Origin of the sequence: Nocardia vaccinii NBRC 15922 (assembly GCF_001613305.1) — a bacterium.
Lineage (GTDB): Bacteria > Actinomycetota > Actinomycetes > Mycobacteriales > Mycobacteriaceae > Nocardia > Nocardia vaccinii.
The window spans coordinates 236,631-261,710 of the sequence record NZ_BDCC01000005.1 but is presented as its reverse complement, the minus strand read 5'-3'; the positions used below and the strand labels follow the sequence as shown (position 1 = coordinate 261,710).

Genomic DNA, 25,080 nt, shown 5'->3' with positions numbered 1-25,080 from the left:
CGGGGAGCGTCACGGGTCCGCTGGAGCGTTCGGTTCCGGGTTGGCGAGTTATGGAGTGAAGCTGAAATGTCCACTGTGCCACAGCTTCCCGATTGGGCGGATGATGACATCGATCCTCGGGTGCCGAGTATCGCGCGCATCTACGATCATCTGCTCGGCGGATCGCACAATTTCGCGGTGGACCGGGAGTGGGCGGACGATCTGGAACGCCGATGGCCGGGTATCACGCGGGCGACGTGGGCGAATCGCGCATTCCTGCGCCGGGTGATCACCTATTGCGTCGAGGCGGGTATCACCCAGTTCCTCGATATCGGCTCGGGCATCCCGACCGCGGGCAATATCCACGAGATCCTGACCGGGCTCGGCGTGGACGGCCAGGTCGTGTACGTGGACAACGATCCGGTCGCCTTCCTGATGGGCCGTCGAATCCTGGCCGGCATCCCCTGGGCGACGGCGATTCGCGGCGACTTCCGCGACCTGGACACGCTGCTGCGTTCGCCGGAGGTCGCACACCGTATCGACTTCACGAAACCAGTTGCCGTACTGGTACTTTCGATTCTGCACGTGGTCGGCGACGAGATGGATCCGCACGGGGTGCTCGGTCGTCTGCGCGACAGCCTGAGCCCCGGTAGTCACCTGGCGATCTCGCATTTCACCAATGAAGGCTGGTCGCAGGAGCGGCTCGAGGAACTGCTCGAACTGACCCGATCGACGACCACACCGGGCCGACCGCGGTCGGCGGCCGAAATCACCGCCCTGTTCGACGGATTCGAACTCGTCGAGCCCGGTATCGTCCAGGTCCCGCTGTGGCGGCCGGATTCGGACGCACCGCAGGAGACCAGGTACCTGGACTGGCTCGGCGGTGTCGGCGTCAAACGGTGAACCCGGAAGGCTTCGCCGCGAGCAGCGTGTTGTAACCGGCCACCGGAGTGCGCAATCGCGCCACTGCCTCCGCGTGGAGCCGGTACTTGATATCACCCAGCACCGGCCCGCGGGTATGAGCCACATTCTTGGCGTATTCGACTGCGGCGCTGAGCACCTTGTTCTCCGCCGCGATCTCGTCGACCAGCCCCAGCGCCAACGCCGCCGCACCGCCGTACCGCCGGCCACTGACCAGCGCCTCGTGCGCCGCACGCGGTGCCAGCCGGGCCGAGGCCAGCGCGACGGTTCCGGGCGCGTAGGACGCTCCGATGGTGATGCCGGGCAGACAGAAATACCCGCGGTCCGTCCGCATCACAGCGCGATCGTGGGCGAGCGCCAGGAACGCACCCGCGCCGAACGTATGCCCCTGTAGCGCCGCGACCGTCGGCAGCGGCGCGATGAGCAGCCGGGCGAACAACAGCTGAATTTCGCTGAGATATCCGTCGACCTCGTCGGGATGTTCGGCGGCCCACCGCAGATCCGCGCCGGTCGAGTAGAACTTCCCCGACCCGGTCGTCACCAGCGCCCGTGGCCCGTCCTGCGCCTCGATCTCGTCGAGCAGCGTGTGGAATCTCGCGATCCACTCGGGATGGAATCTGTTCTCCGGATCGCTGCCAGCAGTGTGCTGAGACTCGCCGAAGTGTAGGACTGCTACGTCTCCCTCGTGTTCCAGATATGGCACATCGGTGACGCTACATGGTTGCTGAAGGCCTTCAAGGGATTTCGCGGCGGATGCGGGCAAACCGTGTTGATCGGCAAGCGCAATCAGTTCGTGCCGCCCAGCCACCCTGCCGCGTCCAGCCGGAATGCGGTAGGCGCCGCGACCGTGCGCAGGGCGTCCTCCATGGCCCGCAAGCGACTCTCGCCCAGCACATCACTCCAGGTGGCGCGAATCCGATCGAAGATCGTGGCCGAGCGGGCCAGCGCATCGAACCCCCGCGGTGTCAGCCGGACGATCCGGCGGCGGGCGTCGGCGGGATCCGTGGCCCGTTCGGCATATCCCGCCGCGACGAGGCGATCGACGGTCTTGCCCGCGGCCTGTTTGGAAACCCCCAGGCGGCGGGCGATATCGCTGGCAGCCGAACCTTCCGGGCCGATCGCCTGCATGGCGAACCCGTGCGCCGGACGCATGTCCGGGTGCCCCTGCTCGGTGAGCTCAGCGTGCAGTTCGTCGATCACCGTCCGGAATCCCGCGAAAAGCAGCAGGGGCAGTTCGTAGCCCGGAGGTCCGCTCTTGCCGAAATCGACAACCTGGTTTACCTTTTTATCGTCAACCATGTTGTCCATATTAGGAGGACCCGGATGTTCACCGCACACACCGTCGACACCGCCCCGGAGGCATCCCGACAGGCGATGCGGATGGTCACCGCAGAATGGGGCGGCAAACTGCCCGATGCCGTGGCCAAGCTCGCCAACGCACCCGAACTGCTGAACGGATTCCTGGCAATGAGCCACAGCTTCGACAACTGCACCCTCGACCCGCTGGCCCGCGAGGTCGTCATCATGGTCCTCGCGGTCCGCAACGACTGTCACGTCTGCGTCCGCATACATACCGCCAGACTCCGCGCCGTCGGCGGGGAGCCCACCCTGATCACCGCGCTGCGAGAACAAAAACCGTTGTCCGACAAGCGACTCGACGCCATCAGAGTCTTCACGCTGGCCGTCTTGGCCACCGCCGGAGGTGTCGACGACGCCACCCTCGATGCTCTGCTGGCGCACGGGTACACCGAACGCAATGCCCTGGAAATCGTCCTGGGAATCGGCGCCTACACGATGTCCACCTTCGCCAACCGCATGGTCCGCGCGGCATGATCACCACGTCGGCGCATCCGAGGGCGAGAGCACGACCCGCCGCCCGCCATTCGGCTGGAACTCCAACCACACCACCGCGCGGTATTCCGGGCCCCGCATTGTCCGCACCATGAAAAGGCCGCAACGACACCGCCGGCCGTCGGGGCGGCATCGCCATGCTTGCCCCCATGGGCGGGCCGATGGTGTCGTATCGGCGCGTGTCCAAGGCCGCAGTGACGTCCGGCGATCGAGTTCTCATGGTGGATTCGGTTCGTCCGGGCGAGTCGGTAGTCCCGAAAGATCGGTGGCCGCATACCTCGCCCGCGCGCTACTCGCTGCCGGATGGCCCGCCGCCCGGTGACTTTCGGCAGTCTCGGCGCGGTTCGCCGCCGCGCGATGCTGAATACGGATCGTCGAGCCCAGCGGGACGAGTCCGGAGCGCTCAGTGGCAGGAGCGTATGGATTATCGGTGGCGCCCACCGGAACATGTCGTTCGCGCGCTGTGCGTCGCCACGAGTGAGAAGCAGGTGATCGAGGTGGTGAGGTTACCGACGGCGACGCTTCGAATATGGCGGGCACTGCCGTGGAACACGAACCCGCTGATGCGAATGCCGGACCGAATCGAAGGGGTTGTCCGTATCGTGGCAGTCGTCGCGATGCTGGCGGCAATTCCGTTGGCGGGGGCTCTGGGCACTGCCGTGTATTCCTCGTCCGCGGCGCAACTTCGTGCGGAGAACGCGACGAAGGTCGAAGTCACCGCGACGATCACCGAAAACCCGGTCCTCGTGACCCACGTGTCCTCGGCAGTGGCCGCATATGCGGTGTCCGATGACCGGTTCGACGCGCTGGTGTCGTGGAACGAGAACGGACACGTGGGTCAGGCGACCGCGGCGGTCGCCGGCGGCACGAAACTACATGACCGGATGTCGTTGTGGCTGGACGCTCGCGGCCGGCCGACCACGCCTCCGTTTCCCTCGGATTCGGCGGCTATCCGAGCCGTCGGTACCGGCGTCGGCGCACTGCTCGGAATCTGGAGTGGCGCTGCCGTTGTGGTAGTGCTGGCGGCTCGGATTCTCGACGGGCACCGCCACGCCATGTGGGCGCGGGAATGGCGCCTGCTGAGCCGTCCGATCGGACAGGACAAGTAACCAGCCGCCGACATCCCGGGAGTGCGCGATGACAGATCGGCCCGAACCCCGGTCAGTGGAAGGGAATCCGCCGGTCGTCGCGGCTGTCGACGGTTCAGCGGTGTCGTATCGCGGTGCGGCGTGGGCCGCGGTCGAGGCCACTCTGCACGGTTGCGGCCTGCTACTGGTCACCTCGCTCGTCGTGTCGACCGGTTTCGGTCGGACTCCGGTGCTGACCGATGACGACCTGAGCTGGCTCGAGGTCGAAGCAGAACGAGTCATCGCCGAGGCGTATCGCGTCGCACGGGCCGCCGCGCCGGGCGAGGCACTGGAAATCAGTACCGAGGTGACCCGTGAACCGATCATCGCCCGCCTGCACCAGCGGTCACGGCAGGCTCGGATGCTCGTTGTCGGCAGCCGCGGGCTCGGCATGATCCGGCGCGAACTTCTCGGCTCGGTCGGCACGGCGATGACGCGGCACGCACAGTGCCCGGTCGCGGTCGTGCATTCGTCGTCCACCGACGCCGTCTCGGCGCATCGGCCGGTACTCGTCGGCGTGGACGGAACTCCGAACAGCGTGCCCGCGATCGACATCGCGTTCGAGGAGGCATCCCTGCGCAAGGTCGGACTCGTAGCCCTGCACGCCTGGACCGACATCGCCGGAAGCGATGTGCCGCTATTGGGATGGGACGAGACCGTGCACGAATCGGAGGGCGCGCTACTGGCGGAAAGCCTGGCGGGCTGGAGCGAACGCTACCCGGATGTGCCGGTGCGACGAATTCTGGTGCGGGACAGGCCCGCTCGGGCACTGGTGGACGAATCGGAGAACGCTGGACTCGTCGTCGTCGGCAGCCACGGCCGCGGCGGATTCACCGGCATGCTGCTCGGCTCCACCAGCGCCACAGTGGTGCAGTCGGTCGACTGTCCGGTGATCGTGGTGCGATAGCACGCTCGGCGGTGGACTCGATCGTCCCCGCGGGTTGCAGGCCGGGGCGGTGGGCGTTTTCGCACGTTGCTGGTGCCGGCGAAGCCGACCGGGCGGACCGGCGGGTGGCAGCCGGAATCGTATCGAGACACTCAGGGCGCTCGGTCGGCGACAGGTGCGCCGCCGGCGTATGTACCGTGCACGTCGACCCTGCCCTCGCTGTCATCGGGGCTCGGATAACGCAAGACCTGATCGTGACGACTGCCCGACCGGTAGACGGTGATCCCCTTGCAGCCGGCCCGCCAGGCCTGCACGAAGATATCCCGGACCTGGTCGACATCGGCGCTCTCGGGCAGGTTGACGGTCTTGGCGACCGCGGCGTCGGTGTGCCGCTGCACGGCCGCCTGCATCCGGACGTGCCACCTCGGTTCGATCTCGTATGCGGTGATGAAGCGGCGGTGCAGGTCATCCGGGACACCGTCGACAGCGGCGGTTCCGCAGGCGGCGACTCGCGCGGCAAGGTCCGGTGACCAGATGCCGTATTCCGTGGCTGTGCGCGCGAACAGCGGCTCGACCTGCGTGAAGTCACGCCCCAGGAGGTGACGGGTATACGACAGCGCGAACAGCGGCTCGATTCCCGCTGACGTCCCGGCGAGCAGCGAGATGGTTCCGGTCGGCGCGACACTGGTGACCTGGGCATTGCGCATCGGTCGTGACGAATGTCCGGCCCAACGGCTGCGGTCGAACAGCGGGAAAGCACCGCGCTCGGCGGCAAGCTCTCGCGATGCCTCGTGTCCCGTCTGTGTGATGCGTGACATCAGCCGCCGGGCGAACCGCACGGCGGCGTCGGTCTTGTAGGAAAAGCCCAGGGCGGCAAGTGTTTCGGCGAGCCCCATCACGCCCAGGCCGATCTTGCGGGTGTTGTGCGCCGCCGCCGCCAGTTCGGGCACCGGATAGTCCGCCACATCGATGACGTCATCGAGGAATCGCACCGCTACCCGCACTACCTCGGCGAGATGCTGCTCGTCGAGCCGGTCGCCGACGACGAACCGCGGCAGGGCGATCGACCCGAGATTACAGGATTCGAACGGCGCCAACGGCACCTCGCCGCACGGGTTGGTGGCCTCGAGCGGACCCATCGCGGGCAGTGGGTTGGCGCGGTTGATCGTGTCCAGGAACAGCATTCCCGGCTCTCCCGTGCGCATGGCCTGCGCCGCGATCCTGTCCAGGAGCGCACGGGCCGAGATCTCGCGGACCGTACGGCCGGTGCGCGGATCGATCAACGGATGCGGGCGGTCCGCAGCGGCGGCGCGCAGGAACTCGTCGGTGATCCCGACCGACAGGTTGAACATCGGCAGAGCGGCGAGATCGGCCTTGGCGTCGACGAACGTTCCGATGTCGGGATGGTGAACGTCGAGCACCGCCATATTGGCGCCGCGCCTGCGTCCACCGAGCCGAATCACCTGTGCCGCAGCGTCGTACAGGTCTATGAACGACACCGGGCCGCTGGCGGTCCCGCCGGTGGAGGACACGGCGTCGCCGCGGGGCCGCAGGTGCGAGAACGAGAATCCGGTGCCCGCGCCCGCCTGATGCAACAGGGCGGTGGTGCGCAGGGTGGTGAAGATGGACTCGAGCGAGTCGTCGATGGGTAGCACGAAGCAACCCGACAGCACGCCCGACCCGGTGCCGGCGTTCATCAGTGTCGGTGAGTTGGGTAGGAATTCGCGGTTGTGCAGCAGTGCCGAGAACCGGGTAGCCCAACTGTCGGCGCTGCCCGGCAGGTAGGTGTCCTCGGCCCGGGCGACGAACCGCGCCACGCGATCCATCATCTGTCCGGGAGACTCGCAGACCTGCCCGCGCTCATCGCGCCGCAGATACCGCTCGGCCAACACGGCACGCGCGGCTGGTGTCAGCCCCAGATCGTCGGTCACACCCGCCGCCCGCTCGACACCTGGATCACCGCGGCCGCAGTTCGCATCGCCTCGCGCCGACGGCCGGTCAGCGGAGCTGAAGTGTGTGGGTATGCGCATCGATGGCGCCACGCATCTCGGCGCGAGACAGTCCATGACCGCCGCACTCGCAGCCGGCGGGTACCACATCGTCGGTGACCCGGCCCGCGTCGAGCAGGTCGACATACCGGGTTCTCTTCCTGGGAGCGTGATGTGCTTCGTCGACGAAGTCGCGGCGGCCGTGCGCGTGCATACCGACCCACGACTCGTAGACCGCGCCTGCGACGGTGCCGAAAACCGTTGCCACATGGTGGCCTCGTCCACAGCGCACGCGCAGCAGAACGTGCACGTCGTGGTCGCGGTCGTCCAGGGCCCGCCGGACGAGGAGTTGCCGCTGATCCGGGCCGAGATCCGTTGGCTGGTTCATGGTGCCTCCAAGGAGGGTGGCGGTGATCGGTTCAGTCTCGGCCGCACGACTGGACAGGTGGAAGTGCCACAAGTCGCGGCTTCCGGGGACGGACGGCTCGAGGGCCGCCTGGAAACGCCGCTGCTATGCCCTGAGAAACCGGCGAAGCCGATCCAGCGGCCAGGTGTTGATCACCTCGTCGCGTTCCACCCAGCCACGCTGGGCGGTGGCCACCCCGAAGCGAATGTGGTCGAAATGGCCGACGGCGTGGGCGTCGGTGTCGATGGCGAACACCACCCCGTACCGGCGGGCCCGACGGACCAGTTCGTCGTCGAGGTCGAGCCGGTCGGGAAAGGCGTTGATCTCCAATGCCGTTTCGGTGCGGGCGGCCGCGGCGAATACCGCATCGGCGTCGAACTGGACCGGGGGCCGGCGACCGAGGATGCGAGTGGTGGGGTGACCGATGATCTTGACGTATGGATTCTCCATCGCGGTGATCAGGCGACGGGTGAGCACCGCGGGCGACTGGTCGAAATGGGAATGCAGTGAAGCGATGAGCACGTCGAATCCGGACAGGAACTCGTCGTCCCAGTCCAGAGTACCGTCGGCGGCGATGTTCAACTCCGAACCGTGTAGCACCGTTATACCGGAACGTTGTGCGAGCGTGCGTAATTCGGCACGCTGTGCCAGGGCCTTGGCGCGAGTCATGCGCTGCATCGCCAGCGCCGGCGCGTGATCGGTGATGGCACAGTACCGATAGCCGCGCGCCGCGGCCGCGGCGACCATGTCGGCGGCCGAGGCGAGCCCGTCGGTCAGGTCGGTGTGCACGTGCAGGTCCCCGACGATGTCGCACACCCGCACCAGCTCGGGCAACCCGCCGCCGGCCGCGGCCTCCACCTCCCCGCGGTCCTCGCGCAGGGTAGGCGGAATCCACCGCAGTCCGAGGGCCGCGTAGATATCCCGCTCGGTGCCGGCCACCAACCGGTCGTCCTCGACCCGGAACAGCCCGTATTCGCTGAGTTTGTATCCGGCGTGCACAGCGCGTTCGCGGATGCGGATGTTGTGGGCTTTGGAGCCCGTGAAATACAGCAGCGCGGCGCCCCACGTGGCGGCCGGAACGACCCGCAGATCCACCTGAATACCGGCTGTGGTCAGCACCGAGGACTTGGTCGGGCCGTGCGCGAGCACCCGATCCGTCAGCGGCAGACCGCAGAATCGGTCCATCACCGCGGGCGCGTCGGCCGGGTCGGCCGTCGCCAGCAGATCGATGTCGCCGACCGTGTCGCGCATGCGACGCAGCGACCCGGCGTAATCGGCGCGGCCCACCTCGGGCATGGCCGATAGCTGGGCGACGAGGTCCTCGGCGAGATCGAGCGCGACCGCTATCGGGGTTCGCTGCCCGGCCTCGCGCATGCTCCGGATGGCCCGCGCAAGGTTGCGCTCACTGGTCTCACCCCATCCTTTGAGCCGGGCCAGCTCGCCGGCCTGCAGGGCGGTCATCAGCTCCGGCATCGAGGATATGCCCAGTTCCTGATACACCTGGTGGGCCCGCTTGGGCCCCAGCCCGGGAACGCCGAGCAGAGCCCGCAGGCCCGCGGGCAGCTGGGCGTGCAACTCGTCGAGATCGGTGATGTGGCCGGTACGGCGCAGCTCCAGCAGCCGGTCGGCGGTGTGGGCGCCGACATCGGTGATCGCGAGCAGACCTTTGCGGTCCAGCGTGTCGAGCTCGACGGGACAACCTGCTATCGCACGGGCCGCTTTCTCGTAGGACCGCACTCGGTACCGATCGCCGCCGGAGATCGCGATCAGGTCCGCCATCTCCCGCAATTCCTGCGCGGCGACATCGTTCGATCGCATGGCAGCCTCCTGCCGAGAAACCGGGGTCACCGGAGTCCGTGCCGATGGGACGAATCCAGCCTGCCCCTCGATACGGCCGGGGACACAGAGCCATTGGCCTCGGCGACATGGACGAACGACCCCTCCCGGACAGCGGGACGAGCCGTCCCACACCCTTACCATCCATCGGTGGCATCGGTCACGCTGTCGAGCAGCGGGCGAGTCGGCTATCACGACCGTCACGGCGACGTTCACAACCCGGTCGGGTAGGTCTCCGGTGTGGTACCCGCGACCCAGCGGCTCGAGGGTCTCAGCGGCTGCAGGGCGGTGGTGTGGTCGATGTGGATGACCGCGTCGTAACGGTCGGCGAGACGCGAGTGGAAATAATGGCTCTGCCGTTCGGTGCTCGGCTGGTAGATGACGCCGATGGCGCGCTCCAGGCGTGGCTGTCGCAGGACGTCTGCGGCCGGACCTGCTGTGCCGGTGCGGATCAGGAACCCGTCGCGGCCGGTGTCGTGCAGCAGTTCTTCATAGCTGCTCGGCAGGGCGGGGCGGACCTTCTTGCGTTCGGATTCGCCGTCCCAGCGACTGGCCGCGGTCACCGTGCCGTAGCACGTGCTGAACCCGATGATGCGGCAGTCGCCGCCGTGGTGTTCACGCACCAGCTGGCCCAGGGAGATCTGGCCGTCCGCGGCCATCTCCGTGGCGCGCGCATCGCCGACGTGAGAGTTGTGCGCCCACACCACGATTCGTGCCGGTCTGCCGTCCCGGCCGATGTGGGCGGCAAGGGCGTTGAGCGTATCGGCCATGTGCTCGTCACGCAGGTTCCAGGACGAGACCCGGTCACCGAACATGGCCCGGTAGTAGGCCTCGGCATCGCGAACGGCCCACGCGTTGCGCAGCGCATCGAATTGCGCCTCGCCGTCGTGGGTTTGCACGAGCTCAGTGGCGTTACGCTGCATATCGACCAACTGGCGTACCACTTCGGCCTGGCAGGACTCACCGGCACCGAACGCGGCCGCGAAACCGTAAGCCTGCCCGTCGTTTTCGCTGGTGCGATCGAAGCAGGCATATCGGCGTTTCGCGCGGTCCGCCGCCGCCGGATCGGCCTGCTCCAGATAGGAGATCACCTGCTGCATGGATCGGTGCATGCTGTAGAGGTCGAGTCCATAGAATCCGGCGAGCCTGCCACCGGACCGGCGTTGGGTGTCGTTGTGCAGACGCAGCCACCCGACGAAGTCACGGACCACCGTGTTGCACCACATCCACGTCGGAAACCGTTCGAACGCCCGCAGCGCGTGTCCCGGCGAGGAATCGTGGTCGTACCCGCGTACGAAGCGGTCGACGCGGTAGGCGTCGGGCCAATCCGCCTCCGCGGCCACCGCATCGAAGCCCTTTTCGGTGATGAGCCAGCGGGTGATCGCGGCCCGGGCGGCGTAGAACTCGTGCGTGCCGTGCGAGCTTTCCCCGATCAGCACGAAATGCGCATCGCCGATGATGTCGTCGAGCACGTTGTCGGGTGGGACACCGAAGGGAGCCTCGATCAAGGCGTCTCGCAATATCGCCACCGGATCCGACACCGCCGTGCGGGCGCCGATGGTCGGGGTGGCGAGCAGCCGCCGGACCTCGTCGTCCGGGACCTGGGTGAAATTCCAGAACGCTGTGCCGACGGCGAGGAACGGCGATGGCATGGTTGCGCACACCATCTCGTCGACCAGTGCGCCGAGTTCCCGGCACGTCGATTCGGGCGCGGCGGGAACGGCGACGACGATTCGTTTCGGCTCCTGGGCGCGCAGTGCCTCGACTGCGGCGAACATGGTTGCACCGGTGGCCAACCCGTCGTCGACAACGATCACGGTACGTCCGGCCACCTCGAGCGGCGGCCGATCTTCGTGGTAGGCCGACTCACGGCGAGACAGCTCCCGGGCCTCGTCGCGGGCGATGGACCGCACCTGTTCGGCAGTGAGATGCAAACCGCGGACCAGATCGTCGTTGACCACGATACGGCCGTCCGGCGCCAACGCGCCGATGGCGAATTCCGGGTTACCCGGAGCGCCGAGCTTACGCACGACCAACGCGTCCAGCGGCGCGCCCAGAGCCGCGGCGACCTCCCAAGCGACCGGGACACCGCCCCGAGCAAGCCCGAGCACGACCACGTCGGTGTCGCCCCGATAATGCTCGAGCAGTCCGGCCAGGACCCGACCCGCTTCCTGACGGTCGCGGAACATCGGTTGCGGGGAGTCACGCAGCGTAGGCATCGCTGTCATACACTCAGCCTCTGCCGAGTACTTCGCGCTGGTCAGAGGCATCATGCCCGATAGGCCGGGACCAACGTCCCCGCGCCCTCCCCGCCGTACCAAGCCGTTGCCTCCGCAGGATTCCCGACGTCGCGGGAACAGACTTTCGGCTCTGTCGGCAATCCAGCTATCGGCCGACGATGAGATCGGCACAAGATGAGATCGGCACAAGATGAGATCGGCATCTTCCCGGAGGAGGCGCGCACCATGACCACAGCTCGGCAAGTCATGCACGTCGGGGTGGAGACGATTTCCGCCCAGACCTCGCTCGCCGAGGCCGCGCGGCGGATGCGCGACCTGGACGTCGGCGCCCTGCCGGTGTGCGATACGCAGGGCAACCCGGTCGGTATGGTCACCGACCGCGACATCATCGTCGGATGTATAGCCACTGGCCAGGACCCGCGACACTCCACCACCGGCATGCTCGCGGGCGAGAAACTGATCACAGTCACCGGTGACACCGATATCGCCGACGTGCTGGCCACAATGGAGGCACACCGGATCCGTCGGCTGCCGGTCATCGAAGGCAAGGAATTGGTCGGCATCATCAGCGAGGCCGACCTGTCCCGAAAGCTGCGGGAACAAGAGGTCGGCGAATTCGTCGAAGCGGTGTGCGCACCGTAGTTACACCGACCCGGATGCCGCTCCGGGAGATCGCCGCAAAATTGCTGACCGAAATATCCGATACCTGTACGGCACGCCGCGCGACTCGCCAAGCATTTGCTGAAACTCGCCGGTGTATCGGTAGCGTAGCGGGCGCCCTGGCGGCCCCGGGACGACATGGTTGAATCGCCGCCAGGGTAGGTCCCGCCCGACCGCGCATGACAGGCGCAGCCGCTGCGATGTCGGACGGGGCCGTGGGAGTTCACAGTCAAGCAACCACGATCGTTGGTTGTCCGAGGCAGAGAGGATTCGAATGGTCCAGGACGCGGCGGCGTCGTACCTGGCGGCGAAGATCGAGGCCCGATACGGGTCTCTGGATGCGTTCTGCGCTCGGCTACGCGCCAGCGTCGAAAACCCGACCGCGGAGTTACGCCGTTACACAGGCAACTGGGCCGGGACCGAGTCGGACACAACCGATGGCAGACATCGAAAACAACGATGACCACCTGACCGGCCCGGTGCCGACCAACAGTCACCCCAGCGACTTGATGCGGCCTCGTTGCCGCCCATCGCGGTGAAACCGGTTCGAAAAGATCTCCGGAATGACGAAAGCCCTCGACCAAGAAATCTGGTCGGGGGCTTTGTCGTGGAGTGTGGGCCTAGGAGGACTTGAACCTCCGACCTCTTCGTTATCAGCGAAGCGCTCTAACCGCCTGAGCTATAGGCCCGTGTGGGCTGGGGTTTGTTGTCCCGAACCGAGAGCAAAGATTACCCGACCATCCCAGGAACAACCAAAACCGCTGGTCGTAGGGGTGCGGATGAAAACGGCCGGACCTGCGGAGGGCAGATCCGGCCGTGGGTAGGGCAGGGTTAGTCGGGGTCGGCCAGGGTTACCTGGATACCGCCGACGAGGTCGGTGCACTGGTTGTAGATGAAGACGCCGACCGTGGACAGGGCCGTCATCAGTACGACGTTGATCAGGCCGATGACCGCGGCGTAGCCGAAGACGGTGCCCGCGTCGATCAGCGCGGAGGAGTTCGAATTACTGTCGGACACCATATCGGTGAACGTGCTGTTCAGACGGTCCCAGACACCCATACCGGACAGCACGATGTACAGGAAGCCGACCGCGAGCATCCAGACGAAGAACATCGCCACGCTGATCACCAGCGAGATCTTCAGCGTCGACCACGGATCGATGTGCCGCAACTGGACGGTCGCGCGCAGCGGCTGACCGGTGGACGCGGCCTGGACCACGGCCTGCGGGACCGCAGGCGAGACTGGCTGCTGCGTGGCCGTGTGGTGCTCCGAGGGCGGCAGCGGATGACGCAGCTCGGACAGGTCCGGCATATCCTTGACCAGCTCCGGACGGGCGATGCTGCGGGTGGGTCCGTCGATGCCGACGGACTTCACCATCGCCGCCTCTTTGCGCGCGGCCTTGGCGGCCAGGTCCGCGGTGGTGCGGGCATTACCCGAACCACCGAGGCTCACCGACTGCGACCGACCCTTCACCGGCGCCTGGCCGGGACGGTTCAGGTTCGACTGCGGCTCGCGCTGCGGCAGCTGCGCCCACCCCTCCTCGAACCGGGAGCCGCTGTCCGCCTTGGCCGACTCGCCCGATTCCTCCTTGTTCGCGAAATCCGCTGACTGATCGGTCTTTTCGGGCGTACTGCCCGACTCGCCGTCACCCGTCGACGCCGACCTCGAAATGGGGCGCGGCGGAATCGGTGATGATGCTATCCGCTCGGTCACACCATTGGCGTGGGGCCGCTCGTCGTTCGGCTGGTTCGGAGTGGTCAATGGGATTCCTTAGATCCGTTGTGCCGCCGCTGCTCGGGTAAAACTACTTCTTCTCGGAACCACTGGTGTCGTCTGCGCCGGGAACCTCGTCGGGCTCGTCTGCATTACGAGCGATCGCAAGCAACGTATCTCCCTCACCGAGATTCATCAATCGCACGCCCTTGGTCTGACGGCCGGCCTTGCGAACCTGTTTCGCCGCGGTCCGGATGACACCACCACCGGAAGTGATCGCGTAGAGCTCGTCCTCATCGTCGACGATGAGCGCGCCCACCAGACTGCCACGACGCTGGTCGTACTGGATAGTCAGGACACCTTTTCCGCCTCGGCCCTGTGCGGTGTACTCCTCGATCGCGGTGCGCTTGGAATACCCCCCGGACGTGGCGACCAGCAGATACGTATCGTCCCGAACCACGTTGAGCGACAACAGTTCGTCATCGGTGTTGAACCGCATGCCCTGTACGCCGGAGGTGGCCCGGCCCATCGGACGCAGCACCTCGTCGTTCGCGGGGAAGCGGATCGACTGGCCGTGTGCGGAGACCAGCAGCAGATCGTCGTCTGCCGAGCACAGCGCCGCGCCGACCAGTTCGTCGGTGTCGCGCAGATTCACCGCGACGATGCCGCCGGTGCGGTTGGAATCGAAATCGGTCAGCTTGGACTTCTTCACCAGACCGTTGCGCGTGGCCAGCACCAGATATGGCGCGTCCTCGTAGGTCTTGATCTGGATGACCTGGGCGATCTTCTCCTCCGGCTGGAAGGCCAGCAGGTTCGCCACATGCTGACCGCGAGCGGTGCGGGCGGCCTCGGGCAGCTCGTACGCCTTGGTCCGGTACACCCGGCCCAGGTTCGTGAAGAACAGCAGCCAATCGTGTGTCGACGTGACGAAGAAGTGCTTGACCAGGTCGTCCTGTTTGAGACCCGCGCCCTGCACACCCTTGCCACCGCGTTTCTGGCTGCGGTACAGATCGGTCTTGGTGCGCTTGGCATATCCGGTTTCGGTGATCGTGACGACCACGTCCTCGCGGGCGATCAGATCCTCGTCGGCGACATCGCCATCGGCGGAGATGATCCGGGTGCGCCGGTCGTCGCCGTACTTGTCGACGATTTCCTTCAGCTCGTCGCGCACGATCGCGCGCTGCCGCTCCGGCTTCTCCAGAATGTCTTTCAGATCGGCGATCTCGGCCTCGATCTTGGCCAGTTCGTCGACGATCTTCTGCCGTTCCAGGGCCGACAGGCGGCGCAGCTGCATATCGAGGATGGCCGTGGCCTGGATCTCATCGATGTCCAGCAGTTCCATCAGGCCGGTGCGCGCGGTGTCGGTATTGGCCGAGCGCCGGATCAGGGCGATGACCTCGTCCAGCGCGTCCAGCGCCTTGACCAGCCCGCGCAGGATGTGGGCGCGTTCCTCGGCCTTGCGCAGCAGGTAGCGAGTGCGCCGGACGATGACGTCCAACTGGTGCTCGACGTAGAACCGGATCATCTGATCCAGGCGCAGCGTGCGCGGTACGCCGTCGACGATGGACAGCATGTTCGCGCCGAAACTGGTCTGTAGCTGGGTGTGCTTGTAGAGGTTGTTCAGCACCACCTTGGCCACGGCGTCGCGCTTGACCGTGACCACGATCCGCATACCCGCGCGATCCGAGGACTCGTCGTGGATATCGGAGATACCCGCGATCTTGCCGTCCTTGACCTGCTCGGCGATCGCGTTGATGAAATTGTCCGTGTTGACCTGGTACGGCAGCTCGGTGATGACGATCGTGGTGCGGCCGCGGTTGTCCTCCTCGATCTCCACCACACCGCGCATGCGGATCGAACCGCGTCCGGTGGTGTAGGCGTCGTGGATGCCCTGTGTACCGACGATCAGGCCGTGCGTCGGGAAATCCGGGCCTTTGACCCGCTCCATACAGGCGGCGAGGGTGTCCTCCTCGTCGGCGTCGTAATTCTCCAGCGCCCAGTAGATCGCCTCGGCGAGTTCGTTCAGATTGTGCGGCGGGATGTTGGTCGCCATTCCGACCGCGATGCCGTTGCTGCCGTTCATCAACAGGTTCGGCACCCGGCTGGGGAGAACTACCGGTTCCTGCGAACGACCATCGTAGTTCGGCGTGAAATCGACTGTCTCGTGGTCGATTTCGCGCAGCAGCTCCATGGCCAGCGGCGTGAGGCGGCATTCCGTGTAACGCATCGCGGCCGCGCCGTCGTTACCGCGCGAGCCGAAGTTGCCCTGGCCGTCCACCAGCGGATACCGCAGCGACCAGGGCTGCGCCATGCGGACGAGGGTGTCGTAGATCGAGGCGTCGCCGTGCGGGTGGTAGTTACCCATCGTTTCGGCGACCGGGCGCGCGGATTTCACATAGCCGCGATCGGGTCGATACCCGTTGTCGTACATCGCGTACAGCACGCGGCGGTGCACCGGCTTGAGGCCGTCGCGGACCTCGGGCAGAGCGCGCCCGACGATGACGCTCATCGCGTAATCGATATAGCTGCTCTGCATTTCGTTCTGGATGTCGACCGGTTCGATCCGGTCGCCACCACCGCTGGGCGGCAGTGTCGTTTCAGTCATGAAGTCTCCTTTGTAGTCCTGTTCTGCGGCACGGTGATTCGCGCCGGACTACACGTCGAGGAAGCGAACGTCCTTGGCATTGCGGGTGATGAAGCTGCGACGCGCCTCGACGTCCTCGCCCATCAGAATGGAGAACAGCTCGTCGGCGGCGGCGGCATCGTCCAGGGTGACCAGGCGCAGCACGCGCACCGCCGGGTCCATCGTGGTCTCCCACAACTCCTTGGCGTTCATCTCGCCCAGACCTTTGTAGCGCTGGACGCCGTCGTCCTTGTTGATCTTCTTGCCCGCGGCCAGACCGGCCTCGAGCAGACCGTCGCGCTCGCGGTCGGAGTAGGCGAATTCCGGATCCGAACGCTGCCACTTGAGCTTGTACAGCGGCGGCTGGGCCAGGAATACGTGACCGTGTTCGACCAGCGGGCGCATGAAGCGGAACAGCAGCGTCAGCAGCAGGGTGGAGATGTGCTGGCCGTCGACGTCGGCGTCGGCCATCAGCACGATCTTGTGATACCGCAGCTTCGCGATATCGAATTCGTCGTGGATGCCGGTGCCGAAGGCGGTGATGATCGACTGCACTTCGTTGTTCTTCAGTACGCGGTCGATCCGGGCCTTCTCGACGTTGATGATCTTTCCGCGCAGCGGCAGGATCGCCTGGTACATCGAGTCACGGCCGGACTTGGCCGAACCGCCGGCGGAGTCACCCTCGACGATGTAGATCTCGGACTTCGTCGGATCCTTCGAGCGGCAGTCGGCCAACTTACCGGGCAGACCGCCCAGATCCGTCGCGCTCTTGCGACGCACCAGCTCGCGAGCCTTACGCGCGGCGACGCGGGCCTGCGCGGAGGAAACCGCCTTGTTCACAATAGTTTTCGCATCGGCCGGATTGGCCTCGAACCAGTGCGCCAGATGCTCGTTGCAGGTGCGCTGCACGAAGGATTTGACCTCGGTGTTGCCGAGTTTGGTCTTGGTCTGGCCCTCGAACTGCGGCTCGCCGACCTTCACGCTGACGATCGCGGCCAGGCCCTCACGAATATCGTCGCCGGTGAGGTTGCCGTCCTTCTCCTTGAGAAGTTTCTTGTCCTTGGCGTACTTGTTCACCACCGTGGTCAGGGCCGCGCGGAAACCTTCCTCGTGCGTACCGCCCTCATGGGTGTTGATGGTGTTGGCGAAGGTGTGGACGGATTCGGAATAACCCGAATTCCACTGCATCGCGACCTCGAGCTCGTGGCCGGTGCCCTTGCCCGTGAACGCCACCACCGTGTTGTGGATCGGCTGCTTGGTGCGGTTGATGTGCTTGACGAAGTCCTCGAGGCCGCCCGGGTAGTGATACGTGCGGGACTTGACCTTGTGCTCGGCCGGCGCGGCCTCCTCGGCGTGCTTGGGCGCCTCGGCGTGCTCGCTGACCACTTCCTCGGTGACTTCGGACTGGGTCACCCGCTCGTCGGTCAGGGTGATGGTCAGGCCCTTGTTGAGGAAGGCCATCTCCTGCAGACGGCGCGACACCGTCTCGAAGTTGAACAGGGTGGTCTCGAAAATATTGGGATCCGGCCAGAACCGGATGGTGGTTCCGGTGCGCTTGGTCGACTCGCCCTGGATCAGCTTGCCGGGCTTGGCGTCCTTGTACTCCTGGCTCCAGTGATGACCGTCGTAGTCGATCTCGGCCTGCAGGCGAGTGGACAGCGCGTTCACCACCGAGATGCCGACGCCGTGTAGACCACCGGACACCGCATAGGACTCGGAGTCGAACTTGCCGCCCGCGTGCAGCTGGGTCATCACCACCTCGATGGTGGGTATGCCCTGTGCGTGCATGCTGGTCGGAATACCGCGGCCGTCGTCGACGACCTCGACACCGCCATCGGCGAGCAGGGTGACGTCGACGCGCGTGGCGTAGCCGGCCATCGCCTCATCGACGGAGTTGTCGACAACCTCCCAGATCAGGTGGTGCAGACCGCGCTCGCCGGTGGAACCGATGTACATGCCGGGGCGCTTGCGTACCGCCTCGAGTCCCTCGAGGACGGTGATGGAGTCGGCACCGTAGGTCTGCTTACCTGACTTGGGGTTGGTCGAGCCGCTTGCATTGGAGTCGTTGGCAGCCACTGCTCGGTAGCTCTCCTTACTTGCTGATCCCTCGGCACGACGCCAGAGGCGCACACGTCGGACCCCAGATGGTCTCTGCTCGAGATGTCGAACCGCTCGAGAATTATGGGTCCAGCGGGCGGCAGCACGGAACGTGCCGAGGGTATCGCCGCTAGTTACCTCACCATCCTACTGGTACGCCCGGCACAGGATGTACCTATGACACCCCTGACAGCGTCGTGAGTGAGATAAATCGAACCGCATCGGGTCGGGTTGTAGGTTCGAATGTCCCGTGAGCCTCCGTGGCCGATCGGATGCTGTGCGACCACTGCGCCGATCGGCATGCGGGTCCCGACGCGGGATCGGTTGCCGCACTCGCCGTTCCCCGCGAACTTCCCGGTTCCACGTGAAACGGATCAGCCATAGGTGTCGCGCGGCCCCAGGCCCTTCACGTGGCGAGCTCCCTTACGCCAGCTGGGTGTGGCGGGGCCGCTGATCTTGAGGGTCTTGACCACACCCTGCCCTACGGCCGCGTTGATCTTGGCCAGCAGTTGAGCCTGCAACATACGCAGCTGGGTGGCCCACGCGGTCGATTCGGCCTGAATGCTCAGCACGCCGTCGGTGAGCGAGATCGGCGTCGCGTGGGTGGCGATATCCTCACCGACCACACTCGGCCAGCGACCGAAAACCATGCCCTCGGCGACTTTTCCGGACCAGCCTCGGCTCTTGGCCAACGCACCGGCGACCGTGGCGAGCAATTGTGGATCGCGTTCATCGGGGCGAGCGCCCGACCAGCCGCGGCGGCGCAGTGCGCGCACCCCGCCCCTGCGCGGCGAGGCCCTCCCCTGCCCTACCGCCTTGCCGCTGGCCTTGGCCGCGGCACGGGCTTCCTCGAGGGCGCGGCGGGCCAGATCGACTCCGCGCAACTCCGGCCCGGAGTCGCCGGATGACGATGCGGCGGCCTCGTCGAATCCGGAATCCATCAGTGTCCTTTGTTTCGTCGATCTGTGAATAAGGTCGATCTGTGGATAAGTAGGCTAGTCGTTCTGTGCGGGGACACGTCGCGACGCCGGGGAGTGTCACATGACCTTGTTGTGACATCCGCGAACATCAAGATGTGGTGGGCGACACCTGATCCGCGATATGCGATGTCCGCTCGTCGGCCGCACCAGTGGTTTCCACCCGTATCGGGGTCGCCTCGAGCTCGGCGGGGACGTCCTCGGGCACTGCCGCGGTGATCAGCACCTGTTCGGCGGTCGCGGCGACGGCGGCCAGAGCGGTGCGGCGACGGCGATCCAGCTCGGCGAAGACGTCGTCGAGTATGAGGATCGGATCGGTGCCCATACCGCGCAGCAATTCGAAGGCCGACAACCGCAGCGCCAGCGCGAACGACCACGATTCTCCATGGCTGGCAAAGCCTTTCGCTGGCGCCGAGCCCAGCATGAGCTCCAGATCGTCACGATGCGGGCCGACCAGGCACACCCCGCGCTCGAGCTCTTTCGGTCGGGCCTGCGCCAGCTCACTCAGCATGACCGCCTCCAGGACCTCGACGTCGTCGGGCTGTGGATCGCGGGCCGGATCCAGCATTTCCGGGGGCAGATATCCGCTGCGATAGCGGATCGACGCGATGCGCGATTCCGGAGCGATCGAGCGATACGACTGTTCCAGATGTGGATACAGGTCGTGTACCAGCCGCAGTCGCTGGGCCAGCAGTTCAGCGCCGTGGGTGGCCAGATGTCCGTCCCAGGCGTCCAGAGTGCTCAGTTCCGCGGCCGGTCCCGAGCGTGAACGCGACTGTCTGCCAGCAGTTTTCAGTAGCGCCGAGCGCTGGCGCAGCACTCGGTCGTAGTCCGAACGCACACCGGCCAACCTGGGCAGGCGGGCTGTGCACAACTCGTCGAGGAAGCGACGTCGTTCGGAGGGGTCGCCGCGGACCAGGGCCAGATCCTCCGGCGCGAACAGCACGGTCTGCAGGATGCCGAGGATCTCCCGGGTGCGCCGGACCGGAGAGCGATTGATCTGTGCCCGATTGGCCGAACCCTGATTCAACTCCACGTCGACGCGCAGTTCGCGTCCGGCGTTGACCACCGTCGCTCCGAGCCGAGATCGCTGCGCACCCAGGCGAATCAGCGGTGCGTCCGAGGCCACTCGATGTGAGCCGAGTGTGGACAGATAACCGACCGCCTCGATCAGGTTGGTCTTCCCGTTGCCGTTGGCCCCCAGGAAAACCGTTCGGCCTGGGGATAATTCGAGATCGACCTGATCCCAGGAGCGAAAATCACGCAGCGTCAATGTCCGCACGTACATCGCTCAGTCCACCGCTCCGGTCGGGAACTCTGTGGAAAACTTCGGCAGGCCCCTCGAATATCGGCCTCGCCCTTGGTTTTTCACAGAGTTGTCAACATTCATCCACAGTTGTCCCGGGCAATCGCCGGTGCGGACTCAGCCCGGCAGGCGGACCGGCATCAGCAGGTAGATGTAATCGGTGGACAGCGCGGCGAACGAACCCGAGTCGAGCACCTCCGGCTCTTCCTCACCGGTCGGGGTGAGGACCGCCGGACGACTCGGCGTGGTGAATCCGAAGGTCACCCGGTCCGAATGCAATGCGGACAGGCCGTCGTTGAGGTAGCCCGGATTGAAGGCGATCGTCAGCGGCTCACCACGGAACTCGGCCTCGAGCCACTCCTCGGCGCGGCCCGCGTCGTCACCGCCGGCCGAGAGCTGCAGGCCCTGCTCGGAGAATTCCAGCCGGACCTGGGCGCCGCGTTCGGCAACCAGTGCGACGCGTTTGATGGCCTCGATCAGTGCCGCGACCTCGAGCGTGGCGATCGAGGTGTGCTCCTTGGGGAGCAATTGGCGGAACTTGGGGAATTCCGCGTCGAGCAGCCGGGTGGTAGTGCGCCGACCGCCGTTGACGATGCCGAGCAGACCATCTGTGCCGGTGCCGAAGGCGAGCTGCACCGGAGCGTCGGAGGCGCCGAGCGTCTTGGCCGCTTCGGACAGCGTGCGCGCCGGAACCAGCACCGCGGTCTCCACATCGGGACGACCGGGCTGCCATTCCAGGTGCCGGACCGCGAGCCGGAACCGGTCGGTGGCCGCGAGCACGACCTTGGTGCCCTCGATCTCGACCCGGATGCCGGTGAGCATGGGGAGGGTGTCGTCGCGACCGGCGGCGACGGCGACCTGGCCGACGGCCGAACCGAATACATCCACACCGAGTTGACCGGTCTGCGGAGGAAGTTCGGGAAGCTGGGGATAGTCCTCGACCGGCATGGTCGGCAGGGAGAACTTGGCGCTGCCGCAGGCGATCAGCACGCGGGTGCCGTCGACCGAGACGTCGACGGGTTTGTTGGACAGGGCCTTGGTGATGTCGGCGAGCAGGCGGCCGGAGACCAGAACCTGGCCCGGGCCGGCGACCTCGGCGGCTACTCGCATCTGCGCGGAGACCTCGTAGTCGAAACCCGACACGGTGAGCCCGTCCTCGCCCGCGACGAGCAGGACGCCACCGAGCACCGGGACCGGCGGCCGCGAGGGCAGACTCCGGGCCACCCAGGCGACGGATTCGGCGAAATCCTCGCGAGCGACCCGAAACTTCATGCTTGCAAGCTCCATCGCCCGGTATTTCCTCTCCCAGTCTCGATCGGTCGTGATCTTTTTCGGCTCGGCAGTGCGGGTTGATGCAGGAGGTGCTCGATCGGTCTCCCGCATTCGTCTCACAGGAGTGTGACACAGGCGACCGACACCAAACCGTACCCGCGGATGAGCCTACCGACTACGTCACCCCTCCCGGTGCGTCGGATACAGGGCGCGCGCTCGGGCGCGATGCGAGGTTCGGCTCGCGGGTGTCCGTCCTTCTCCGTGCCTTCTCCCTGCAATCGATACGGGTTGGGGACGAAGCCCCGTCGTGCCGATCCGTCCCGAACCGAGTTTCCACACCGCCTGTTTTAAAAGAGAGATCTCTAGAAGAGGAACTGAAGTAGTAGTAGGCGCTGTGGAATCTGTGGACTCCCGGCGAATCCCCTGCTGGAAGGGCGTGGCGGCATGGGGATGTCGAGAGGGTGACTCGAGGATGAACATCGGGTCGTTGTGGACTCCGCGAATCTGTCCCGAGTCCATCCTCGAGCCATCCTCGAGTTCTTCCATGATGATCACCCTGTTGTGCACACATGTGCACCATTCCGTGCAGAACGGGTGGATTCCTCGAGGACCTGACAAGGAGTCCTCGAGGAATCCACAAGCCGAATCGGCCATCGGCGCTGGTCAGACCTCGAGGATGAATCGGGGTGTGCAATCTGTGCATTAACTGCTGTGAGTAGCTCGTGCACAGATTCCTCCCCAGAGCTGTGCGCAACTCGGTGGACAACCGGTGGAATCCTCGAGGAATCCACAAGAATTCCTCGAGGACTACACATACGAAAAACCCCCTTCACCCTGGTCAACGGGGTGAAGGGGGTTGTGGATCCGCTCAGCGGGAGCGCTGTTTGATTCGGGCTGTGAGTTCTTGAACCTGGTCGTACACCCGGCGGCGTTCGGTCATCTCCTTGCGCACCTTCTTCTCCGCGTACATGACCGTGGTGTGATCACGGCCGAATGCCTGGCCGATCTTCGGCAGCGACAGATCGGTGAGTTCGCGACACAGATACATCGCGATCTGCCGGGCCTGTGCGAGCGGACGCGCCTTACCCGGGCCGGTCAGCTCTTCCAACGTGGTGTTGAAGTACTCCGCGGTCACGGCCATGATCGTCGAGGCGGTGATCTCCAGGGTCGTGGTGTCGGGCATCAGATCTCGCAGCACCACCTCGGCCAGTGACAAATCCAGCGGCTGACCGTTGAGCGAGGCGAACGCCGTCACCCGGATCAGCGCGCCCTCGAGTTCGCGGATATTGCGTTCGACCCGGCTGGCGATCAGTTCGAGCACGTCGTGTGGGACGTCGAGCCGATCCATCCGCGCCTTCTTGCGCAGAATCGCGATGCGGGTCTCGAGTTCGGGCGGCTGCACATCGGTGATCAGTCCCCATTCGAACCGGGTGCGCAGTCGCTCTTCCAGGGTGGCCAGCTGTTTGGGCGGGCGATCCGAGGACACCACGATCTGCTTGTTCGCGTTGTGCAGGGTATTGAAGGTGTGGAAGAACTCCTCCTGGATCCCCTCCTTGCCCTCGATGAACTGGATGTCGTCGACCAGCAGGATGTCGGTTTCGCGGTAGCGCCGCTTGAACGCTACTTTGCGATCGTCGCGCAGGCTGTTGATGAAGTCGTTGGTGAATTCCTCGGTCGAGACGTACTTCACCCGCATCCCGGGGAACAGTCGCTGGGCGTAGTGGCCGGCCGCGTGCAGCAGGTGCGTCTTGCCCAAACCTGAAGCGCCCCAAACGAATAACGGGTTGTAAGCGCGGGCGGGCGCCTCGGCGATCGCCACCGCGGCCGCATGTGCGAACCGGTTGGACGCACCGATGACGAACGTCTCGAAGGTGTACTTGGCGTTCAGGCTCGCCGAGGAGGGAGCCGCCGCGGACGGCGCCGGGGCCGCCGGTTCGGGTGATTTGGCGAAGTAGGCCGGCCACGAGTTGTGCGCGTTGACGACCGGTTCGTCGTCCTCCTGCTCGCTCGGCACGGGACGATGCTGCGGTGCGGGCTCGGGATCGGGCGCGAACAACGATTCCTGCCCCGGCGGAACGGGGACGTTCCGCACCGGAGGTAGATCGATATCACGTCTTTGTGGGGTTGCGTGTCCGTGGTTGGGGATGCTCGGCAATTCTCCGGCCATCGGCGCGGTGACGTATTCGGGCTGGGGATAATCGTCGTGACCCGGGTATTCGGGCGGCGTGTGATAGCGCTGTGCGGCGTAGTCGGGGGCCGGTTGGTAGTCGGTCGGTGCGGGGTAGTTCACAGGCTCGCGGGGAGCGCGCGGATGTTCGCGCAACCGATCCGGCCGCGAGGTGAGCCGCGCGTGACGGGGCGGGCCGCCCGCGCGATCGGCCGTCGGCGCCGCCGGTGCCGCGATGCGCACACCGAGTCCCTCCACCTGTGGGCCGAGCCGGCGGGCCAGCGATCGGAGGATGGGTTCGCGCAGATCGCGTTCGATCGCCTCCTGGGCGAGTGAGGACGGCACCGAGAGCAGCGCGAATCCCTGCGCCACCGTCAGCGGTTTGACCAGGCCCAACCACGCCTTCTGGGCATTGGACACCGGTGGTATGGCACCATCACCGGATCCTGTGGTGAGCTCGGCGACCACCTCCGGCCACACGGCGGTCAACACGTTCTGCTCGTCGTCCACGTATACTTCCTCCCCGATACAGGTCGCTAGGAGCCGACGGTCGGCATCGCCCGCAACCCCCGGTGGCATGAGCGTCGACGTGGCCGTCTGGATGGGTTGGGGGCCATAAGAATATGCCACTCCACGGGTCTTTCCACACAATTATCCACAGATGTGGACAACCCTGTCCGGGTGGCTCTCGCTGTACACATTCCCCCAGTGGCGCCAGGACCAGCGCATCTATAGCAATCTGCTAGCTATGCAGCCTATATGCTGAGGTGACCGCACGGCAAGGGTCGCTTCGGGCGTTGCGCGCGGCCCGAGTTTCGGCAGCGCCCGGATTGCCGGAAGTGGTGTGGATCGCATCCAGGGACCCGGGTTTGACCCTGTCCGAGCTGATCAGTACCCTCGTACAGTCACCCATTGACGTGGTGCTGAGTGCCTGCTGCCCAGGTAGCGAGGCTGGCGTACCCCGATGGGAGTTGCTCCGATACGGACATCGTCCGCCGTCGCGAGCACAAAAGAGTTTCACCCACCAGCTT

Annotated in this window: 17 protein-coding genes, 1 tRNA gene and 1 pseudogene; 5 read left to right on the top strand and 14 right to left on the bottom strand. The window is 65.8% G+C overall.

The window, feature by feature from the left end; genetic code table 11:
- The first annotated feature begins 66 nt into the window (after positions 1-66).
- Positions 67-882 carry an SAM-dependent methyltransferase gene (locus tag NV1_RS02110; protein WP_067884824.1) on the top strand — a complete coding sequence of 272 codons (816 nt, stop codon included), beginning with the start codon at positions 67-69 and terminating at the stop codon, positions 880-882.
- Here NV1_RS02110 and NV1_RS02105 read toward each other — a convergent pair.
- Both NV1_RS02105 and NV1_RS02100 read right to left on the bottom strand, forming a co-directional pair.
- Positions 872-1,603, bottom strand: a complete 732-nt coding sequence (locus tag NV1_RS02105; protein ID WP_067884822.1) for an enoyl-CoA hydratase/isomerase family protein — start codon at positions 1,601-1,603, stop codon at positions 872-874. The genes NV1_RS02110 and NV1_RS02105 overlap by 11 nt on opposite strands.
- Positions 1,604-1,686: 83 nt before the next feature.
- Positions 1,687-2,199, bottom strand: a complete 513-nt coding sequence (locus tag NV1_RS02100; protein WP_218026900.1) for a MarR family winged helix-turn-helix transcriptional regulator — start codon at positions 2,197-2,199, stop codon at positions 1,687-1,689.
- 24 nt (positions 2,200-2,223) lie between these two features.
- On the opposite strand from NV1_RS02100, the gene NV1_RS02095 reads away from it, so the two are divergent.
- The 3 genes from NV1_RS02095 (at position 2,224) to NV1_RS02085 (ending at position 4,785) form a co-directional block, all read left to right on the top strand.
- Positions 2,224-2,733, top strand: coding sequence for a carboxymuconolactone decarboxylase family protein (locus tag NV1_RS02095; RefSeq protein WP_067884818.1), 510 nt, complete (start codon positions 2,224-2,226; stop codon positions 2,731-2,733).
- A 155-nt stretch (positions 2,734-2,888) separates the two neighbouring features.
- On the top strand, positions 2,889-3,860 hold the full coding sequence (locus NV1_RS47200) for an Rv1733c family protein (protein ID WP_444980805.1): 972 nt from the start codon (positions 2,889-2,891) through the stop codon (positions 3,858-3,860).
- 28 nt (positions 3,861-3,888) lie between these two features.
- Positions 3,889-4,785 carry a universal stress protein gene (locus tag NV1_RS02085; protein WP_067884814.1) on the top strand — a complete coding sequence of 299 codons (897 nt, stop codon included), beginning with the start codon at positions 3,889-3,891 and terminating at the stop codon, positions 4,783-4,785.
- A 131-nt stretch (positions 4,786-4,916) separates the two neighbouring features.
- Here NV1_RS02085 and NV1_RS02080 read toward each other — a convergent pair.
- The 4 genes and pseudogenes from NV1_RS02080 to NV1_RS02065 form a co-directional block, all read right to left on the bottom strand.
- Positions 4,917-6,698 (bottom strand): annotated as a pseudogene (locus NV1_RS02080) (adenosylcobalamin-dependent ribonucleoside-diphosphate reductase); the annotation flags it as partial.
- Positions 6,699-6,762: 64 nt separating this feature from the next.
- Entirely contained in the window at positions 6,763-7,140 is a 378-nt protein-coding gene (locus NV1_RS02075; RefSeq protein ID WP_067884810.1) for a hypothetical protein, read from the bottom strand.
- Positions 7,141-7,263: 123 nt separating this feature from the next.
- Complete coding sequence (gene polX, locus NV1_RS02070) at positions 7,264-8,976, bottom strand: DNA polymerase/3'-5' exonuclease PolX (protein WP_067884807.1); 1,713 nt, start codon at positions 8,974-8,976, stop codon at positions 7,264-7,266.
- 230 nt (positions 8,977-9,206) lie between these two features.
- Positions 9,207-11,222, bottom strand: a complete 2,016-nt coding sequence (locus NV1_RS02065) for an erythromycin esterase family protein (RefSeq protein WP_218026899.1) — start codon at positions 11,220-11,222, stop codon at positions 9,207-9,209.
- Between the two features lie 186 nt (positions 11,223-11,408).
- On the opposite strand from NV1_RS02065, the gene NV1_RS02060 reads away from it, so the two are divergent.
- Positions 11,409-11,876 (top strand): CBS domain-containing protein, encoded by a 468-nt coding sequence (locus NV1_RS02060; RefSeq protein WP_245713510.1) that lies wholly within the window; start codon positions 11,409-11,411, stop codon positions 11,874-11,876.
- A gap of 633 nt (positions 11,877-12,509) precedes the next feature.
- On the opposite strand, the gene NV1_RS02055 is transcribed toward NV1_RS02060, so the two are convergent.
- The 8 genes from NV1_RS02055 to dnaA all read right to left on the bottom strand — a co-directional run bounded on the left by NV1_RS02055 (position 12,510) and on the right by dnaA (position 24,559).
- Positions 12,510-12,583: transfer RNA gene (locus NV1_RS02055), tRNA-Ile, on the bottom strand.
- Positions 12,584-12,725: 142 nt separating this feature from the next.
- On the bottom strand, positions 12,726-13,655 hold the full coding sequence (locus NV1_RS02050; RefSeq protein ID WP_067884803.1) for a DUF3566 domain-containing protein: 930 nt from the start codon (positions 13,653-13,655) through the stop codon (positions 12,726-12,728).
- A 43-nt stretch (positions 13,656-13,698) separates the two neighbouring features.
- Complete coding sequence (gene gyrA, locus NV1_RS02045; RefSeq protein ID WP_067884801.1) at positions 13,699-16,212, bottom strand: DNA gyrase subunit A; 2,514 nt, start codon at positions 16,210-16,212, stop codon at positions 13,699-13,701.
- Between the two features lie 48 nt (positions 16,213-16,260).
- Positions 16,261-18,306: a DNA topoisomerase (ATP-hydrolyzing) subunit B gene (gene gyrB / locus NV1_RS02040; protein ID WP_067884799.1), complete on the bottom strand. Its 2,046-nt coding sequence runs from the start codon at positions 18,304-18,306 to the stop codon at positions 16,261-16,263.
- Positions 18,307-18,701: 395 nt separating this feature from the next.
- Positions 18,702-19,268 carry a DUF721 family protein gene (locus NV1_RS02035; RefSeq protein ID WP_067884797.1) on the bottom strand — a complete coding sequence of 189 codons (567 nt, stop codon included), beginning with the start codon at positions 19,266-19,268 and terminating at the stop codon, positions 18,702-18,704.
- A gap of 127 nt (positions 19,269-19,395) precedes the next feature.
- Positions 19,396-20,592 carry a DNA replication/repair protein RecF gene (recF, locus tag NV1_RS02030; protein ID WP_067884795.1) on the bottom strand — a complete coding sequence of 399 codons (1,197 nt, stop codon included), beginning with the start codon at positions 20,590-20,592 and terminating at the stop codon, positions 19,396-19,398.
- A 135-nt stretch (positions 20,593-20,727) separates the two neighbouring features.
- A complete protein-coding gene (gene dnaN / locus NV1_RS02025; RefSeq protein WP_067884793.1) occupies positions 20,728-21,897 on the bottom strand; it encodes a DNA polymerase III subunit beta in 1,170 nt (389 codons plus the stop codon).
- A gap of 853 nt (positions 21,898-22,750) precedes the next feature.
- Complete coding sequence (gene dnaA, locus NV1_RS02020; protein WP_067884791.1) at positions 22,751-24,559, bottom strand: chromosomal replication initiator protein DnaA; 1,809 nt, start codon at positions 24,557-24,559, stop codon at positions 22,751-22,753.
- Positions 24,560-25,080 lie beyond the last annotated feature (521 nt).

Coding starts and splice junctions, on each gene's coding strand:
- NV1_RS02110 (WP_067884824.1), top strand. CDS start 67: ATGTCCACTGTGCCACAGCTTCCCGATTGGGCGGATGATGACATCGAT.
- NV1_RS02100 (WP_218026900.1), bottom strand. CDS start 2,199: ATGGTTGACGATAAAAAGGTAAACCAGGTTGTCGATTTCGGCAAGAGC.
- NV1_RS02095 (WP_067884818.1), top strand. CDS start 2,224: ATGTTCACCGCACACACCGTCGACACCGCCCCGGAGGCATCCCGACAG.
- NV1_RS47200 (WP_444980805.1), top strand. CDS start 2,889: ATGCTTGCCCCCATGGGCGGGCCGATGGTGTCGTATCGGCGCGTGTCC.
- NV1_RS02085 (WP_067884814.1), top strand. CDS start 3,889: ATGACAGATCGGCCCGAACCCCGGTCAGTGGAAGGGAATCCGCCGGTC.
- NV1_RS02075 (WP_067884810.1), bottom strand. CDS start 7,140: ATGAACCAGCCAACGGATCTCGGCCCGGATCAGCGGCAACTCCTCGTC.
- polX (WP_067884807.1), bottom strand. CDS start 8,976: ATGCGATCGAACGATGTCGCCGCGCAGGAATTGCGGGAGATGGCGGAC.
- NV1_RS02065 (WP_218026899.1), bottom strand. CDS start 11,222: ATGACAGCGATGCCTACGCTGCGTGACTCCCCGCAACCGATGTTCCGC.
- NV1_RS02060 (WP_245713510.1), top strand. CDS start 11,409: ATGAGATCGGCACAAGATGAGATCGGCATCTTCCCGGAGGAGGCGCGC.
- gyrA (WP_067884801.1), bottom strand. CDS start 16,212: ATGACTGAAACGACACTGCCGCCCAGCGGTGGTGGCGACCGGATCGAA.
- NV1_RS02035 (WP_067884797.1), bottom strand. CDS start 19,268: ATGGATTCCGGATTCGACGAGGCCGCCGCATCGTCATCCGGCGACTCC.
- recF (WP_067884795.1), bottom strand. CDS start 20,592: ATGTACGTGCGGACATTGACGCTGCGTGATTTTCGCTCCTGGGATCAG.
- dnaN (WP_067884793.1), bottom strand. CDS start 21,897: ATGGAGCTTGCAAGCATGAAGTTTCGGGTCGCTCGCGAGGATTTCGCC.